Source organism: Polyangium jinanense (assembly GCF_028435365.1).
Genome location: NZ_JAGTJJ010000043.1, coordinates 26797 through 43619, shown reverse-complemented (window position 1 = coordinate 43619; position 16823 = coordinate 26797). Strand labels below are relative to the sequence as shown.

Genomic DNA, 16823 nt, shown 5'->3' with positions numbered 1-16823 from the left:
GGGATGGGGATGCCGAACCGCGCAGGCGGCTCCTTGGCTAGCCTCGGCTCATGCGACGGCGTCGCAGCGGTCGTAGGAGCAGCAGCAATCCGGCGAGCGGCCATGCCGTGCGGGGGCCATCGCCGGCTTGACGGCATCCGCAGGCGCCCTCCTCCCCAATCGAATCGCCGCCGCCGCCCGACGAGGCCGTGCTGCTCGAGGACGACGTAACGTCGGTACCGCCAGAGCCAGCCGCTCCTCCTGCGCCGCCGCCGGTTCCTCCATTGCCACCGGAGCCACCGGAGCCGCCGGTTCCTCCATTGCCACCGGCTCCGCCCGCGCCACCGGTTCCTCCATTGCCACCGGAGCCACCGGAGCCGCCGGTTCCTCCATTGCCACCGGCTCCGCCCGCGCCACCCGCGCCGCCCGCGCCACCTGCGCCGCCTGCACCCGTCGGGTCATTCATGCAGACGCCGGCAACGCACATCCCGCCCGTGCAGGGCGTGCCGTCCGGCTTGGCAGGATTCGAGCACATGCCGCTCGCGGGAGCACACGAGCCCGGAAGATGGCATTCGTCGAGCGGCTCGCACGAAACGGGCGACATTCCCGTGCAGACCCCGCTCGCGCACGCATCCGTCTGCGTGCAGGCATTGCCATCGTTGCAGGTGCTGCCGTCCGGCTTCGTCGGATTCGAGCACACGCCCGTGGTCGGGTTGCACGTGCCTGCCAAATGGCACGGGGACGCCGCCTGGCAAATCACGGCGTTGGCGCCGACGCAGGCGCCGGCTTGGCACGTGTCGGTCTGCGAGCACGCATTGCCGTCGTCGCACGTGCTGCCGTCGGGTTTGGCGGGGTTATTGCACACGCCGGTGGCAGGGTTGCACGTGCCGGGCTGGTGGCAGGTGTCGAGCGCGGTGCAAACCACCGGATTTGCGCCCGTGCACGTGCCGGCCTGGCACGTATCGGTCTGCGTGCAGGGATTCCCATCATTGCAGGCGGCCCCGTTTGGCTGGGCCGCATCCGGCGGGCACGTGGTGGCGCTGCCATTGCAGGTCTCGGGGGCATCACAGGCCGACGCGGCCGCTCGGCACGTCGTGCCCGCCGCGACCGGGGAGCAAATGCCCTCCGCGCCCGGGACGTTGCATGCCTGGCAATCGCCGGCGACGCCGCCGCCGCAGGACGTATCACAACAATAGCCGTCGACGCAGAGCCCGTTCGGGCAATTCCCCCCGGCAGCGCACGGGACGGGGTTCGCCAGGGTGTAGATTTCAGCGCTCGTGGTGTAGCTCGTGTTGGGTGGATCCCCGCCGGCCACGAGCACGCCTCCGCTTTGCAGCAAGGTCGCCGTGTGGTAGCTCCGCCCGACGCTCATCGAGGCGGTCGTGCTCCACGCGCCGGAGTTCGGATCGTAAAGCTCGGCGCTGGCCGGGCCTGCGGCTCCGAGGCCGCCGCCCGCGACGAGGACTTTGCTGTTCGGCAGGAGCACCATGGTCGCCGCGGCGCGGCCGACGGCCATGGAGCCCGTGAGCGTCCACGAATTGGTGGCCGGATTGTACAGCTCGCAAAACGCGGTATAGTCGGTGTTGCCGCAGGTGATTGCATTGCCGTTATTGAGGCGCGCAGCACTATTGAAAGAATGCGGCACGTTGAGCATGCCCGCGGAGCTCCAGGCATTCGTCGCGGGATCGTAGAGCTCCGCGTTCTGCGAGCCCGTGCCCGAGCCGCCGATGGCGAGGACCTTGCCGTTCGCCAGCGTGACGAGCGCAAACGACGCGCGCGAGTCGACCATCGAGGGGCCCGTCGTCCAGGTATTCGCGACCGGGTCGTAGATCTCGGTGGCCTTCTCGTTCATGGAGTAATAGCCGCCGACGGCGAGCACGCGACCATCGCCGAGAAGCGCCGCGCGGTGGGTCGCTCGGTCCATTTTCATCGGCGGTGTCGCGGAAAACGTGCCCGTCGCGGGATTGTAGACTTCGCCGCCCGCGGAGCTGACCTCCCAGAGACCGCCGGCGATGAGCACCCGGCCATCGGCGAGCCTCGTCGACGTGTGGGCGAGGCGCGCGGCAATCATGGAGCCCGTGAAGCTCCAGAGGTTCGTCGCAGGGTCGTAAAGCTCCGCGAACTTGGTGGGCAGGTTGCCGGTCGTATACCCGCCGGTGACGAGGACCTTGCCATTCGTGAGCAAGGTGGCCGCGTGGCTGTCGCGCGGGGTGTTCATCGGCGCGACGGTGGTCCACGCCGGATCCACGAAGAGCGCAGCGCCCGGCGGGGCTTTGCCTTCCAGGTGGAGCGCGATCGTCGCGCCGTCGAGCGAGAGGCGCACGGAAACCGGCGCTCCGCCCTCCGCGAAAGCGCGCGGCGCCGTGACGTGTACACGCGCGCGGCCCCGCTCATCGAAAAAATGAATTCCCGACGCGTCCTGCCGCGCCGTCGCCCCGTCCACGCGCCAGACCGCGAGCGGCGCGCCCTCCTGCGCGTGGTCAGCTTCGAGCGCGAGCCACTCCTCCACGCCGCCCGCGCTTCGCACCCATAACGACGTGCCGCCATGACGCGGATATGCTACGGCCGCGTCGACACCGAATGCATCGCCCGTGAGCCCTTCCTCGCGCACCGCGATCTCGAAGCCGTCCTGCGTGCGAAAGTGCACCACGCCTTCGCCTTCGCGCGGCAGCGTGACCCGCAAATCGTCCCATGTCCCGAGAGACCGCGGCGGCGACCGGTGATAACCGTCCTCGCCGGCATCGAACGGGTCGGCCGAGAGCACCTCCCGGGCCTGCTCGGGAAACCGCGCCTCGAGCTTCGCGCGGAGCGGCGCGGCCTCTGTTTCGACGCCCCCGCCCGAAACCTCGTTCGCCTGCGGGAGCGGGCCGCCTTCATCGCAGGCCGTGGCGAGGGCGCAAAGCGCGATCCCGGACCAGGGCCTCATCCAACGTGCATTCGTCATTCGTTTTCGCATTCCATCCTCGTGCAGCAGCGTCCCCCCGGCTGGTTTGCTGGGAAGCTACATGGATGGCAGCGACAACGAAAGCCCCGAGGAAGGCGCGCAGCGCGGGACCCGCAGCTTGCTCCGGTGGGCGCGCCACCAAACGCTCGCGCTCGGCAGCGATGGGTGCGTGTACGTCGACGAGCACGCGAGCGATGCCGAGGTGCGCAAGGTGTTGCGTGGTTACGCCGCTCACCGACGAGGAAGCGGGAGCTACCGTCTCCGCCCGTGCATGCGTCCCTGCGGGTGCCCCCGTAAGCGGCAAGGTTCGTTCTCGGAACGTAGCCCCACTGCCGAGCGCAACCATCGTCCTAGCTCCCACTGGAACGAAAGCTGCACGAAAGCGTTGCAGCGCCGAGTCGACCGTGACGACCAGCCCCTCGGCCTGGAGAGAAGCGATGGACCCTGCAATCGTGCCGCTGTTTTACCTGTCGAGCTTCTCCGGCGCCATCATGGTGATCGGTGGCATCGTGATGCTTTACAAGCAGAAAATTTATATCGATCGAGAGACGAAGCAAGTCGCCGAAGTGCAGACCCCGCTAGGAACCTTCAAGACCAACATCCCGGCGCTGACGCTGTTCGCGCTCGGCTTCGTTCCGCTCATCTACCCCATATGGCGGCACGCAGAGCTCTCGAAACCTTTGCGAATCCTGGGTGCGGTACAATATGACAATGCGGCCATCGACGTCTACGCCGTGGTCAATACCGAAACGATTCGGGGGGGAAGTAAGTTCAGACTCGTCGTACCGAGTGTGGACAGAGACAGAGGAGAGTACAAGGTGCTGTTCATCAAGGACGCAACCCTGGTGAACACCGAGTTCATCGATCCCAAGAATTTTAAAAATGGCGAGTACGAGCTCCCGAAGGTATTGATCGACTCCCCTGAAAAGCCAATAAATTGACCGACCGAATGCTGCTCGAGCGACCTCTTCGTGATTGCCCGGACCATTGCACATGAATCAGAAGGGCAGAGTCATGATTGGAACTCGCAGACGGTTCGCCGCCGCGATCATCGTGCTCCTGGTATCGTCGAGCGCGGCTGCCGCGGATCTCACGTTGCGTGGCCGGATCGCGAGCCAAGACAAAGGTCAAGGTATCGCGGAGCTGAACGTCAAGCTCATACCATCGCAGCCCAAGCCGGCGTGGGTCAAGGTAACGAGCACAGCCAATGACGGGACATACCGGTTCCAGGATGTTCCGCCAGGAACCTACACGCTCGAGGTCTATCGCGGTGCCACCCAACTTCACAGTACCACGGTGACGGTGGACGAGAGCGGGGTCAAGGACGTGCATATCCAGGATATTCAGGTGGCGCCTTGAGGCAACGATAACGCCGCTCGCCCTCGCTGCTTGGCAGCCGACCTCGGCGCGCTTGTTGGCATCTGCACAGAACTTGTCGAGGAAGAGCCCCCGGTGTTAGGACGCGCCGGATGAAGTCCGGGGATCGACTCGGGAGCAAATACCGCCTTCTGCGCCAGCTTGGCGCAGGTGCCATGGGTGTCGTCTGGGAAGCCATACACGAGACGACCCAGCGGCGCGTGGCCATCAAGCTGCTCACCAAGCCCTCGGAGGACCTCCGTCACCGCCTGCTCCGTGAGGCCCGCATTTGCGGATCCATTGCGCACCGAAACGTCATCGAGATCTATGACATCGGGGAGACGCACGAGGGGGAGCCCTACCTCGTGATGCAGCTCCTCTCCGGCGAAACGCTCGCCGAGCTGCTTCTTCGGAAACGTCGACTTCCGCAGCCTCTCGCCGCCCAGATCGGGCGCGACATTGCCCGCGCGCTCACGGCTGCGCACGCCGTGAACGTCATTCACCGGGACCTCAAACCCGCCAATGTGTTTCTCCATCAAGAGGCCGGGGTCGAAGGGCTCGTCGTGAAGGTCCTCGATTTCGGGGTCGCAAAAAACCTCGCGGCGGTGAACGAATCCCTCGTGACGGCCGTCGGCGGCGCGGTCGGGTCTCCGGCGTACATGAGCCCGGAGGCCATCATGGCCGCGCGGGATCTCGACGCCCGCACGGACGTCTGGTCGCTCGGCGTCGTGCTTTTCGAGGTGCTCACGGGCACGCGGCCCTTTCCAGGAGGGGGGCAGGAGCTCGTCATTCGTATCGCGACCGGCAAGATCCCTCGCGTGTCGGAGATCCTGCGCCACGTGGAGCCGGCGTTCGACGACGTCGTGGCGATGTGCCTCGAGCGTGACCGTGCCAAACGTATTGCATCCGCTGCGGTGGTCGAGCGCCTGCTCCAGGCCTACGTGGGCCCCAACGATGCGTCGCGGATTCACGTCGGTCTCGCGGAGCGCGCCATGGCGCTTCCCGCGCCCGCCGCGGTGATCCCGGAGGTGCCGGCAAACCTCGAAACGACGATGCCATTGCCGGACAATGTCCCGGCGCCGGTCGCCCCGGCGCCCATTCTCCCGATGCAGCCTTGGACGGCGGCGCCGGCGGTGGATACGACGATGCCTTTGTCGCGCTCGTCGGCACAGGCGCAGCCGGCTGGGAAAGCAGGGACGGCGATTCTCGGGCCTGGGCCCGCGAAACCTGCCACGGGTCCCCGCGGAACCGCGCTGATGATCGACGCGCGTGCGGTGCTCGCGCAAGCACAACGCTCCGCCCCTCCACCGAGCCCCCCGCCGCCGCCATCCGTGCAGAACGTGGAGAGGTCTGTCGCAAGGTCGAGCATCGCTCCGGCGTCAAAAAAGCGGCGGCCCTCGCCCATCCTGGGCCTCGCCGTGAGCGCCCTCGTGGCCTTCGGCGTCGGTGTGGCCATCATCCTCGGTTTGGCGCGATAGATCACGCGCAGCGCCGCGCGGCTCCCCGCCCCGAACATGTGCTGTTGCTGAACGCGCGCCCAGACCAATGTGGCATCGTCTTGGGAACCTCAGAGGAAATCCATAGGTTCGTGAGCGGAGCAGGGCGGCAAACAAAATTCTTGTGACAGCGCTCGCTTTCATGGAATGATTGCAAGACCATGAAATCGGGCGACCTCCTCGGCGGCAAGTACCGGCTCGAACAGGAGATCGGCAAGGGCGCGATGGGCGCCGTGTGGGCGGCGTTCGACCACGCGACGAACCGCAGGGTCGCGCTCAAGCTGATCTTGCCGCAGCAAAAGGAGCACCTGACGAACGACCTGCGCCAGCGCCTGATGCGCGAGGCGCGGGCGTGCGGGAAGCTGCGGCATCGCAACATCGTCCAGATCTTCGACGTGGGCGAGACGCCGCAAGGAGAGCCGTTCCTCGTGCTGGAGCTCCTGCACGGGCAGACGCTCGGCGAGATGCTCAAGGAGAAGCGGCGCATCGAGCCGGCGATCGCGGCGCGCATCGCGGGAGAGGTCGCGAGTGGGCTCGCGGTCGCGCACGCCGCGCAGGTCATCCATCGTGATCTGAAGCCTGCGAACATCTTCCTCCACCGCGAGGAGGGCATGCCCGAGGACACGTTCGTCGCGAAGATCCTCGACTTCGGCGTGTGCAAGAATCTCGACTCGGTCGACAGCGTCGCGACGCAGACGGGCACGGCCGTGGGGTCGCCCGCGTACATGAGCCCCGAGCAGGTGGGGATGCGAAAGGATCTCGACCACCGCACGGACATCTGGTCGCTCGGGATCGTGGTGTACGAGATGCTCACGGGAGGGCGTCCCTTCGTGGGTTCGGTGCAGGATGTCATCCGGCACATCTTGATCACGCCGGTGCCGCCGCCTTCGAGCAAGGTGCGCGACGTGCCGCCGGAGCTCGATGCGATCGTGGCGCGCTGCACGGCGGGAAAGCGGGACGAGCGGTATGCGAGCACGGAGGAGGTGTCGCGGGCGTTGTTGATGCTCGCGGGCATGCCGCGACCGATGACACGCAAGGCGACGTTCACGGGCGTGGATCAGCCGATCCCGCAGGCAACGGGGCCGCAACGCAAGCCGACGTTCACGGGTGTGGATCAGCCGATCCCGCAGGCAACGGGGCCGCAGCGCACGCCGACGTTCACGCCGATGGACGCGACCGCGCCGCTGCCGGGCGCAATGCCGCGCGCGGGGATGGGCTCGACGCCCGAGGAGGACGACGAGAGCGACCTCGCAGCGACGCTGCCGCTGCAGGGGCGGATGCTGATGGACATGCGGCGCCGCGCGCCGCAGGCGGCGCGTGGGGAGGATGCGTCGACAGGGACGCAGCTCCTGCAGCCGAATCTGCCGGTCGCGTCTCCGGCGCCCGCGTGGAAAGAGGAGATGCAGCAGGCACTCGCGGCCCATCGGCAGTCGTATGTGGCGCTGGAAGGCGTGGTGCCGGAGCAAGCGTCGAACGGGCAGACGCAGATGGTGACCGAGGCGCACATGCCGCGGCTGCCGACGATGGATCCCTCGGGGACGACGTCGGCGGCGGGGGCACTCGCGCATGGCACGGGAGGGTATCCAGCGGCGCCGATGCCGATGATGGGGCCGGCGATGATGGCGGGGAGGCCGAAGCGAAGGAAGGGCGTGCTGTTCGGGGTGATGGGGGTCGGGGTGGCGGCGGCGATCGGGGTGGTTGGGTTGTTGCTGGTCAATGCGGGGAACGTCGATTCGGGCGGGGCGTCGTCGAACGGAGCCGGGGAGACGCCGGAGGCTGCGAGGAGCGCGGCGGCGGTGCCGGCGGTGCAGGAGTTGCCGAGGCCGCCGGTGAAGGTGGAGGTGACGGCGCAGCCGACGGCTTCGAGCGCGCCGACAGCGGGGCCGTCGGAGGCGGCGACGGCGGCGCCGGTAGTGACGGCTACATCCGCATCGGCACCCATGCCGCCGGCAGCGGCGACAGCCGCAACACCACACGCGCCGACGTCTACGTACACGGCGCCGACGACGAAACCGACGACGCAGGTGGCCAAGCCGGCGCAGAAGACGCCTGTTTGCACGGGCGTAGGGCTGTTTCGGAAGTGCAAGTAGGCGGGAAGAACGTGCGCGGAGAACGAGGCCTCTTGTTGGTGCGCACGAACTGCGGAACAATACCGTCGCAGGACACATGAAGACCGCACGGCGAAGCATGCTCAGGGCGACGATCTCCACGATGGTTTTGCTGGTAGCCGTGCCCGCGTCTGGGCAAGGCCCGACGGGGTCGACCCCTGCTCCCGTGCCGAGCGGCGCGTCGGCGCAACCCGCTGTCAACCCGCAAGTCAAGCAACTTTACGACGTCGGGATCAAGGCAGCGGAAAAAGGCCAGTGGGAGAAGGCGCGAGCCTCGTTCGAAGAGGCGTTCAAGCTGGATCCGAGGCCGAAAATCGCGGTGAACCTTGGGAACGCGGAGCTCGAGCTGGGTCGCTATCGTGACGCGGCGGAGCACCTCGAGTACTTCCTGCGGAACGACACGAGTGGCAACGCGGCGGCGCGCCAGCCGGTGCAACAGTTGCTCGACAAGGCGACGGCGCAAATAGGGACGCTGCGGGTGACGGTGGACGTCAAGGGGGCGGAGGTGCTCGTAGACGGACGAAGCGTCGGGCAGGCGCCGGTGGAGAGGCCGATCTTCGTGGAGCCTGGTAGCTACACGATCGAGGCGAGGTCGCCCGAAAAAACGCCGGTAAGCCAGAAGGTTGCGCTCGCGGCCGGGGCGAAGCTCGACGTGGACCTCAAGCTCGTGCCGGCGTGCGTCGAGGGGCCGAAGAAGGTCATCGAGGAGGAGCAGCCGTGGAAAAAGCCGTCGCTTTATGGAGCGGTCGGCCTCGCGGTGGTCGGGCTCGGGGTGGGGATTGGTTTCTCCGTGGCGGCAGCGATGAAGTCCGGAGAGTACGAGGACGAGATCGCGTACCTCCGGGAGAGGACCTTGACGACGGAGAAGATCTGTCCAGGCGGCGTCACGGATCCTCGCTGCCGGAAGATGGTCGAGCTTGGGGAGACGCAGAATACGTATGCCTACCTGGCGCGAGCCGGGTTCATCGTGGGTGGGCTCGCGACAGCGGGCGCGGTCGCGATTGCGCTCGTGAAGCCGAAGAAGACGACGGTAGACGAGACGAAGTGCAAGAACGTCGCGGTCACGCCGACGCTGGGTGGGCTCCTGGTGTCGGGTTGCTTTTGACGGTTCGAGGGTACGGAGGTCGTGCAGGATGTTGCGTCGGAATCGCCGGGCGCTCGTTTCGTTGAGCTTTGCGGGGTTGGTCCTGGGGTTCGGGGCCGCGGTGTTGCAGGGGGCGGGATGCACGGCGACCGTCGAGGTGGACGCGAACCAGGCGGGCGGATGTGACCCGGCGCGGGATGACAACAATCCTTGCACGGGCTATACGTGTATCGGTGGTGCCGCGGGGTTCCCTTCGCTGCCGGATGGGATACTTTGCAATTTTGGGACCAATGCAGGGAAGTGCGCATCGGGGAGGTGCAGGCTCGATTGCGAAGGCATGCCTGGCACTTGTATCTGTGCCGCCGAGTCGGATTGTCCCCTGGACACGGAGTGTATCCAGTATGCGTGCGGTGCCGACGACAGATGTGAGGCCACCGTTCTCGCTCAGCAAATCATGGGTGATTGCAAGGATGTGGTTTGCGATGCAGATGGGACGGCAACGACAAAGGAAAACGCAACGGACACGCCAAGCCCAGACGATCCTATCTGCTTTGTAGGCACGTGCGTCATGGGCCAACCGGTGGTGGAGCCCCAAGGCCCTGGGGAGGCCTGTGGAGGCGATGCGACGGGGGTCTGCGATGGCATGGGGGCGTGCGTCGAGTGTATCGAGAATGCGGACTGCAAACAGGGGGAAACTTGGCGCTGCTTCGACAACAAGTGCTTCAATTGCAACAATGGTTTGAAGGACGGAAATGAGATGGGAGTGGATTGCGGAGGCAACTGCGCGTTCCAATGCGATGGCGCAGACTGCAGCGATCCCGACCAATGCAAGAGTGGTTATTGCTCCGATGGCAAATGCTGCAACGAGGCATGCGGCGGCGATTGCCGAGCTTGCAACCTGCCTGGGAAGTTGGGCATCTGTTTCGATGTTCCCGCAGGTGACAAGGGCGACTGCGATAGCTCGGACGTCTGCGGGGCGAACAAGTCGTGCGGCGGAGGATCTCCAAACGGGGAAATGTGCGCGGTCGATAACAACTGTGCGAGCAAGATCTGCCAAGACGGAAAATGCAAACAATCTAACGGTACCGTTTGCATAGACGCTGCCGAATGCGCGTCCAGCAAGTGCGAGAACAACCTCTGCTCCCCCTGATCCGCTCCGCTCCCTGATGGTCTGACCGTGCCTACCCGCCATCACACCACGCTTCTCGCATCCCTCCTCGCCGGGAGCCTCCTCCTCCCCACCCTCCCCGCCCGCGCCGCCCCCACCGAAGCCGACCGCCTCGCCGCCCGCACCCTTCTCCTCGAAGGCCGCAAGAAGCTCGGCGCGGGCGACCCCAAGGGCGCGCTCCAGTTCTTCCAGAAGGCACACGACATCATGCACGTCCCCACCACGGGGATCGGTCTCGCGGATGCACACGCGCAGCTCGGACAGCTCGTCGAGGCCCGCGCGGTCATCATCGAGATCACGCAAATGCCCGTCAAGCCGGGCGAACCGGAAGCATTCACGGACGCGCGTCAACAGGCACGCGAGGCGCTCGAGAGGCTCGATGGGCGGATTCCCATGCTCGTCCTCCAGGTATCGGGGCTGCCCTTGCGCACTGTTGAGGCCGCGGTCGATGGGAAAGCGATTCCCTGGTCGGAGCTTGGTGCCCGGCAGAGAGTGAACCCGGGGTCGCACGAGGTCGTCGTCAAGGCGCCCGGGACGCCGACCTGGAAGCAAACCGTGACGCTGAATGAAGGAGAACGTACGCCCTTGGAGCTTCGGATCGAGCTCGGGGCGTCGACGCCGTCGGACGCGCCGTCAAAGGCCGGAGGGCCAGGATGGCGAAACATGACCCTGTGGGCCGGCATGGGGCTTTCCGCCGTGGGGGTCGGGCTCGGCATTGGCTTCTCGGTAGCGGCGGCCGGGAAAAACGCAGATGTTGAAGCCGAGGTGGAACGGCTCAGGCAGAACACCATGCAGGGGCAGTCCGTCTGCACGGGCCCCTCGGATCCTCGATGTTCGTCTCTGGTCGGGTTCGTGGACGACCGCGATGCTTACACGGGCGTCGCCATCGCCGGGTATGTCGTCGGTGGCCTCGCGGCAGCAGGCACGGTCGCGCTCTGGCTCACGAAGCCGAACGAGAAGAGCAGTGAGCAGGGAGCGGGAGCCGTGAGGATTGTCCCGTCCCTCGGAGGACTCGTCGTCGCAGGAACGTTTTGAGGGGACCATGAGAGGCAGCGGACGCGGAGCGACTTCGGAGCGACTTACCCTTGGCGCGGCTTCCCTTCTGGTCCTTGGGACGATGGTCTTCTTGGCGCCGGCCGGAGGGTGTGGCGCGGACATCGACACGTTGATCGCACAGGAAGGGACGTGCGAGCTGCTGCCGGAAGATGGCAATCCGTGCACCATCGACACCTGCGTGAGTGGAGTCGTGACGACATCTCCGGCCCCGGATGGAACGCCGTGCGCCCTCGGGCAGCACGCAGGGTTTTGCCTCGACGGTCAATGCGCGCCCAATTGCCAGACCGGAGAGATCCTCCCTCCCGTATTTCAAGCGCAGGGGGACTGTCAGGACAAGGTTTGCGTGGGGAATGGAGTCGCAACGACGCAGCCGAACATGGCAGACCTACCCATCCCCCCGGGGCCCTGTTATGTCGGCGTGTGCGACATGGATGGTCCAGGCGTGGAGCCGATCATCGCGGGGCAGCCGTGCACCGATGAGATCGTCGGTATTTGTGATGGAATGGGGGTGTGCGTCGAGTGTATCAACGACGCAGACTGCAAACAGGGAAACACTTGGCGCTGCTTCGAGAATAAGTGCTTCGGCTGCAACAATGGTGTGATGGACGGCAACGAGACAGGGGTCGACTGTGGGGGGAAATGCCTCCTCAAATGCGATGGCACCGATTGTGGCGACCTTAGTGAATGCAAAAGTGGCTTCTGCGCGGACGGGGAATGCTGCAATGAACAATGTGCTGACGGCTGCCGGGCGTGCGATTTGCCAGGAAAAGTGGGCTATTGTTTTGATGTACCGGCGGGTAACAAGGGCGATTGTGCTGACAGCAACGTATGTGGCATGAACGGGACGTGCGGTGGGGGAGCTCCGAACGGGGGGCAATGCTTAGTTAATTCCAACTGCGCGAGCGACATCTGCGTCATCCCAAGCGGCCAAACAACTGGGCTCTGCAAGCAACCTAACGGGACCGTCTGCTTGAACGCTGACGAATGTGCATCGGGCAAGTGCGTGAATAATCTCTGTTCACCCTGATCAGGTTTGACCATTCATCACAAGTTCGGATCTCCAATCGGCCCCTTCTTCGTCTTCCTCGTCGTCCCCGTCCCTGTAGCCTTCCCCGTTCCAGTAGGCTTCCCCGTCCCCGTCGTCGCCCCTGTCGGCTTCGGCCCGGTCGCCCCCGCCGAAGGCCCATCCACAATCACCGCCGAATCCTGCACCTTCCCGCTCGGCGCCACTGCCGGCACCACGGTCTCCGCCGGCTTGCTCGTCGCCACCACCGGCGCCGCACTCCCCACGCCGGCCCCCTCCTCCACCGGCACCGTCGGCGCCGACCCAATCCACACCGCCGCAATCCCCCCCATCACCGCAATCAACACCCCCACCCCAATCAACGTCGTAAACTGCTGCCTCCGCTGCTTCCTCTTCAGCTCCGCCGCCAGATCCACCTGCGGCAACCCCAACCCCGGCGCCGCCTCCGCCCTCTCCACCACCTGAACCAGCCCGCCGAGCCCCGCCGTCTTCGCCGCCGGATCCTCCCCTGCCGCCGGCACCTCCGCCGGCTGCGCCCACGGCCGCGCCCCTGCCTCCAGGGCCGCCGGCCTTACCGAACCGATCCCATTGCTCGTCGTCGCCGTCCCCGCACCGTGCCCTGTCGCCGCCCTATTCTGCTTTGCCTGCTGCTCCTGGACGTACCGCCAGTTCATCCGCAGGTCCGGGAGCTGCGAGACCCGTACCTCGTGCGCATTGAACAATTGCGCCGCGATCTCCGCCGGTTCCTGCGGCACCTGCTCCAAATACATCAGCACGACGTCCGCAGGCTCCTGCGTTGCTTCCCGGCGCGGAACAAACCGTACCGTCAACCCTCCGACCACGTCCTGCTCACGCCCATTGGAGATCGCCGTCCACTTGATGTCCGACTCCACGAGCACATTCGCGATCCGCGCCATGCAATACGCCAGCGTCGCGAAATCCACTCGGTCCGGATACACGATCACCACCCGCCGCGGCGGCGTCGAGTTCTCCACCGTCCACCGGAACGACAAACCGCTCGGCCCCGGCTTGTGCAGGTCCTCGAAATCTTCGAGGTACATCTTCAGCAAAGGCAACAGCGCGTCCTTGTTCTGCGCGTGCTGCACATACGTATGATACCAGCCGCTCCCCTCCGCCTGCGACTCCTCGTCCGGCAGGAGCTTCTGGTAAAACTGCACCGCCGTCCCGTAAATCGCCTCGCCGTCCAGGTGCCGGTCAACAATCGCCGCCGAATGGCAAAACGGCGGATCTTGCCTCCCTGCGTGATCCTTCGCTCCCTTGATGCGCAGGCCGAAAATCAGCGCGAGCCCACCGTGCCCCGGCTCGTATTGCGTGTCGTCGCGCGACAAGTTCCCGATCGCGAACGCGTACGCGCTCCCGTGCCGCGGCTCGATGTATTTCACGAGCCGCGAGAGGTGGCTGAAATGCTGCCGCGTCAGCGGCGCTTGCGGCACCTCGGGCCGGTAGATGAAGTCGATCTGATGACCCGGCACGTTCCCGTGGAGGAAATGGAACCAGGTCGCCCCGGAGGGCACCTTGTACGTCGGGACCTCGTATCCCGCAGTCACCACGTGCGTCTCGTCCATGTCCCCCTCCGCTCAACCCCTTCGAGGCGGTGGCTGGCGATTCAAGAGTGGCGCCGTGGCTTCCATCGGATTGAGGTCCTCGAGTGCCATCGTCCCCTTGACGTTCAGTTTGGCCCCGGGTCCCGGCCGCGCCCCGAAGTGTGGCGCGAGCGGCACCTGCGGAGCGGGCGCGTGCTGCGGAACCTGCCCGTAATGCTGGGGCGCCGGCATCTGCGGGTGCCCATTCGACGGCGGCGGCGCGTGCGGGATCTGCGGCGGGGGGAACCCCGGCTGTGATTGCGACGTGGGCGCATTCATCCCGGGCGTGACCGTCGAAGCTCGCGACCGGAACTCACTCTTCATGCGCTGCAAGAGCTGGAGGTCGTAGGCCGACTTCGGGAGGATCTGCTCGACGAAGTGCGAGAACAGGACGTGCGTCGAGTGCCCGTAGCTCGCGGACCCGACGAGCACCTTCACGTCGATCTGCGTCGCATATTGCCGCAGGCTGTCGATGAGCGGCGCGTAGAGCGCTTTCGCCTGCGCCTCCGCCTGCGCGGGTGAGCCGGGGATGAGGTCGCTCTTGTTGATGAAGAGCACCACGCTCTTGCACGACGCCACCGTCTTCGGGCTGAAGAAGTATTTCAACGCCTGCGGGTTGAACTCGTTGAGCTGCTCGCCGATGCGGTGCGTGTCGACCTGCTGCGCGTCCTTGCCGCCGAGGTCGACGACCATCAAGAGCCCGTGGATCTCCTCGATGATGAGCTCCTGCTGCGCGTCCACGATGTGCTCGCCGCCCCAGTCGTGCACCTCGAACACGTGCTCGACGAGCGTGTCCTTGTTCCGCACGTGACTCACGGTGCGCTCGTACCGCTCGATCTTCGTCCCCTCGATCGTCCCGAGATCCACGAGCGGGTTCGACCACTTCAGCGTGAGCGAGCTCTTGCCCGTCGCCTTCATCCCGAGCGTCAGGATCCGATAGATCTTCCGCTCGACCTTCGGCCGCTTCTCGAGCTCGCCCTTGTGCCAGTTGAGCTCCTCCTCCATGTGGTCGAGCCAGCCGATCTTCTTCTTGTTGTCGGCGTCGAGCGACGTGACCTGCACCTGGAGCTCGCGGTTCGCCGCGGCGAGCGATTGGTGCTTCATCTCGGCGGCTTCGAGCTCCTCCGTGAGCTTCGACGCGCGCATGCCGAGGACGATTAAGACGACGACCAGCGCCGTGATGATGATGCCGATGATGATGAAGACCGTCGTCATTCGCCCCTCGCGTCCGACATGGTTTGGCTCGTCGCATCAGATCATGCAGACCTGGTAGCGGGCAAGAAATCTTACCACGTATTGTTACATGGCTCGACTGGTACGCTACGATGCCCGTCATCGGCCGTATTGCCGGTACATCCGTCCTGACCAACGATGAAAGCTGGAAGCACGATCGGGAAGAAGTATCGCCTCGTCCGGGCCATCGGCGCGGGTACGATGGGCACGGTCTGGGCGGCGGAGGAGATCGGCACGCGCCGCGAGGTCGCGCTGAAGCTGCTCTCGAAGTCGACGCCGGAGCTCCGGCAACGCTTTCTGCGCGAGGTGCGGCTCTCGTCGCGCTTGTCGCACCCGAACATCGTGCGCCTGCTCGACGCGGGCGAGACGGACGACGGCGAGCCGTTCCTCGTGCTCGAGCTGCTCTCCGGCGAGTCGCTCGCCGACATGCTGAAGAGCAAGCGGCGCATCGAGCCGCCCGTCGCCGCGCGTATCGCCCGCGACATCGCGAACGCGCTCGAAGCGGCGCATCAAGCGAAGATCATGCACCGCGACCTCAAGCCCGCGAACGTCTTCCTGCATCACGAGCCCGGCGCGGCCGAAGGTGCGTTCGTCGTGAAGGTCCTCGATTTTGGCATCGCGAAAAACCTCGGACCCGGCGAGGAGACGCAGGCGACCATGACGGGCATGGTGGTCGGTTCACCCGGGTACATGAGTCCCGAGCAAGTCGCGCTGCGCGCGGACGTCGATCATCGAACGGACCTTTGGTCGCTTGGAATCCTGCTCTACGAGCTGCTCGCGGGCGTGCGGCCCTTCACGGGCTCGGTGCAGGACGTGGTGCGTCAGGTCCTCGTCGCGCCCATTCCTCCGCTTTCCGCGCGAGTGCGTGACGTGCCGCAGGAGCTCGAGGACGTCGTGATGCGGTGCCTCGAACGAGACCGCGACAAACGTATCGCGAACGCCGCCGAGCTCGTCGCGTTGCTCACGCCGCTCTTGGAGTCGAGCCGGATCTGGCGGGTGCCGTCGAGCGCCGCGATCCCCGTCGCGCGGGCTTCGCAGTCGTCCTCGCCCCTGCTCGTGGCGTCCGATGCGACGCCCGAAGGAACGGCATTCTTGCAGCCGAACACGCCTGCGCCCGACCCGCTGCCGCCGTGGCGACGCGAGATGCAGGAGTCGCTCTCCGCGCACCGTCGCAGCGGGGCGTTGACGGCAGGAATCCCCTTGCCTCCCGCCGAGGCCACGGCACCACCGATTACGCGCGACGAGACGGCGACGAGCAGCACGACGATCCATCGTCGCAGGCAGGGACGCGCGATCCTCGTCCTCTCGTTCGGGCTCGGCGCGGCGGCGATGCTGGCGCTGGTCGCGCTCGTCGCCGTGATTGGATTGCCCGGAAACGAGCCCGCCGCGCCCACGGTCGAGCCCTCCGTCGCGGCCGCCCCCGAAGCGGCAAGCGCGAAGCAAGCGCAAGAGCACGCGCCCACGCCAAAGACGACACCTTCGCCGCCTCCGCCGCCGCAAGCCCCCACGGCAACGCAGGAGCCTACGGCGATGGCGATGCCTGCGCTCACGGTCGCGCCTCCGCCCTCTTCGACGCTCGTGGTCGCGTCCGCGAAGGCCGCGCCGACCTACACGCCGCTCCCGCCGTGCACGCTGACGCTCCGCGTGGGGTGCAGGAACGTGTCGAAGCCGCCGGGGCGCAAGTTCGCGCCGTCGGGGCTCTGAGCGAGGACAGCGATCGTCGGTGCAGACGTGCATCGGGGACCTCGCGCGCGGGGACGAACCACAGAAG

Annotated in this window: 10 protein-coding genes; 7 read left to right on the top strand and 3 right to left on the bottom strand. The window is 66.1% G+C overall.

The genetic code is table 11. The features are described 5' to 3' along the window. Positions 1-37 precede the first annotated feature (37 nt). Entirely contained in the window at positions 38-2905 is a 2868-nt protein-coding gene (locus KEG57_RS40150) for an MYXO-CTERM sorting domain-containing protein (protein WP_272426260.1), read from the bottom strand. A gap of 422 nt (positions 2906-3327) precedes the next feature. Between KEG57_RS40150 and KEG57_RS40145 the strand changes: the two genes are divergently transcribed. The 6 genes from KEG57_RS40145 (at position 3328) to KEG57_RS40120 (ending at position 11170) form a co-directional block, all read left to right on the top strand. After that, on the top strand, positions 3328-3864 hold the full coding sequence (locus KEG57_RS40145; RefSeq protein ID WP_272426261.1) for a hypothetical protein: 537 nt from the start codon (positions 3328-3330) through the stop codon (positions 3862-3864). A 52-nt stretch (positions 3865-3916) separates the two neighbouring features. Next, positions 3917-4282 carry a carboxypeptidase-like regulatory domain-containing protein gene (locus KEG57_RS40140; RefSeq protein WP_272426262.1) on the top strand — a complete coding sequence of 122 codons (366 nt, stop codon included), beginning with the start codon at positions 3917-3919 and terminating at the stop codon, positions 4280-4282. Between the two features lie 110 nt (positions 4283-4392). After that, positions 4393-5757, top strand: a complete 1365-nt coding sequence (locus KEG57_RS40135) for a serine/threonine-protein kinase (RefSeq protein WP_272426263.1) — start codon at positions 4393-4395, stop codon at positions 5755-5757. A gap of 179 nt (positions 5758-5936) precedes the next feature. Beyond that, positions 5937-7865, top strand: coding sequence for a serine/threonine-protein kinase (locus KEG57_RS40130; RefSeq protein ID WP_272426265.1), 1929 nt, complete (start codon positions 5937-5939; stop codon positions 7863-7865). A gap of 121 nt (positions 7866-7986) precedes the next feature. Continuing rightward, positions 7987-8988: a PEGA domain-containing protein gene (locus KEG57_RS40125; RefSeq protein ID WP_272426267.1), complete on the top strand. Its 1002-nt coding sequence runs from the start codon at positions 7987-7989 to the stop codon at positions 8986-8988. A gap of 1156 nt (positions 8989-10144) precedes the next feature. After that, positions 10145-11170 (top strand): hypothetical protein, encoded by a 1026-nt coding sequence (locus tag KEG57_RS40120; RefSeq protein ID WP_272426268.1) that lies wholly within the window; start codon positions 10145-10147, stop codon positions 11168-11170. A 1065-nt stretch (positions 11171-12235) separates the two neighbouring features. Here KEG57_RS40120 and KEG57_RS40115 read toward each other — a convergent pair. Beyond that, positions 12236-13801: a hypothetical protein gene (locus KEG57_RS40115; RefSeq protein ID WP_272426270.1), complete on the bottom strand. Its 1566-nt coding sequence runs from the start codon at positions 13799-13801 to the stop codon at positions 12236-12238. Positions 13802-13813: 12 nt separating this feature from the next. After that, positions 13814-15034, bottom strand: a complete 1221-nt coding sequence (locus KEG57_RS40110) for a GTPase domain-containing protein (protein WP_272426272.1) — start codon at positions 15032-15034, stop codon at positions 13814-13816. A gap of 156 nt (positions 15035-15190) precedes the next feature. Between KEG57_RS40110 and KEG57_RS40105 the strand changes: the two genes are divergently transcribed. Further along, positions 15191-16756 carry a serine/threonine-protein kinase gene (locus tag KEG57_RS40105; protein ID WP_272426274.1) on the top strand — a complete coding sequence of 522 codons (1566 nt, stop codon included), beginning with the start codon at positions 15191-15193 and terminating at the stop codon, positions 16754-16756. The last annotated feature ends 67 nt before the right edge of the window (positions 16757-16823 follow it).

What these genes read in the sequence shown, in the direction of transcription:
- KEG57_RS40150 (WP_272426260.1), bottom strand. Translation starts at nt 2,905, where the DNA reads ATGAGGCCCTGGTCCGGGATCGCGCTTTGCGCCCTCGCCACGGCCTGC.
- KEG57_RS40140 (WP_272426262.1), top strand. Translation starts at nt 3,917, where the DNA reads ATGAATCAGAAGGGCAGAGTCATGATTGGAACTCGCAGACGGTTCGCC.
- KEG57_RS40135 (WP_272426263.1), top strand. Translation starts at nt 4,393, where the DNA reads ATGAAGTCCGGGGATCGACTCGGGAGCAAATACCGCCTTCTGCGCCAG.
- KEG57_RS40130 (WP_272426265.1), top strand. Translation starts at nt 5,937, where the DNA reads ATGAAATCGGGCGACCTCCTCGGCGGCAAGTACCGGCTCGAACAGGAG.
- KEG57_RS40125 (WP_272426267.1), top strand. Translation starts at nt 7,987, where the DNA reads ATGGTTTTGCTGGTAGCCGTGCCCGCGTCTGGGCAAGGCCCGACGGGG.
- KEG57_RS40115 (WP_272426270.1), bottom strand. Translation starts at nt 13,801, where the DNA reads ATGGACGAGACGCACGTGGTGACTGCGGGATACGAGGTCCCGACGTAC.
- KEG57_RS40110 (WP_272426272.1), bottom strand. Translation starts at nt 15,034, where the DNA reads ATGACGACGGTCTTCATCATCATCGGCATCATCATCACGGCGCTGGTC.
- KEG57_RS40105 (WP_272426274.1), top strand. Translation starts at nt 15,191, where the DNA reads ATGAAAGCTGGAAGCACGATCGGGAAGAAGTATCGCCTCGTCCGGGCC.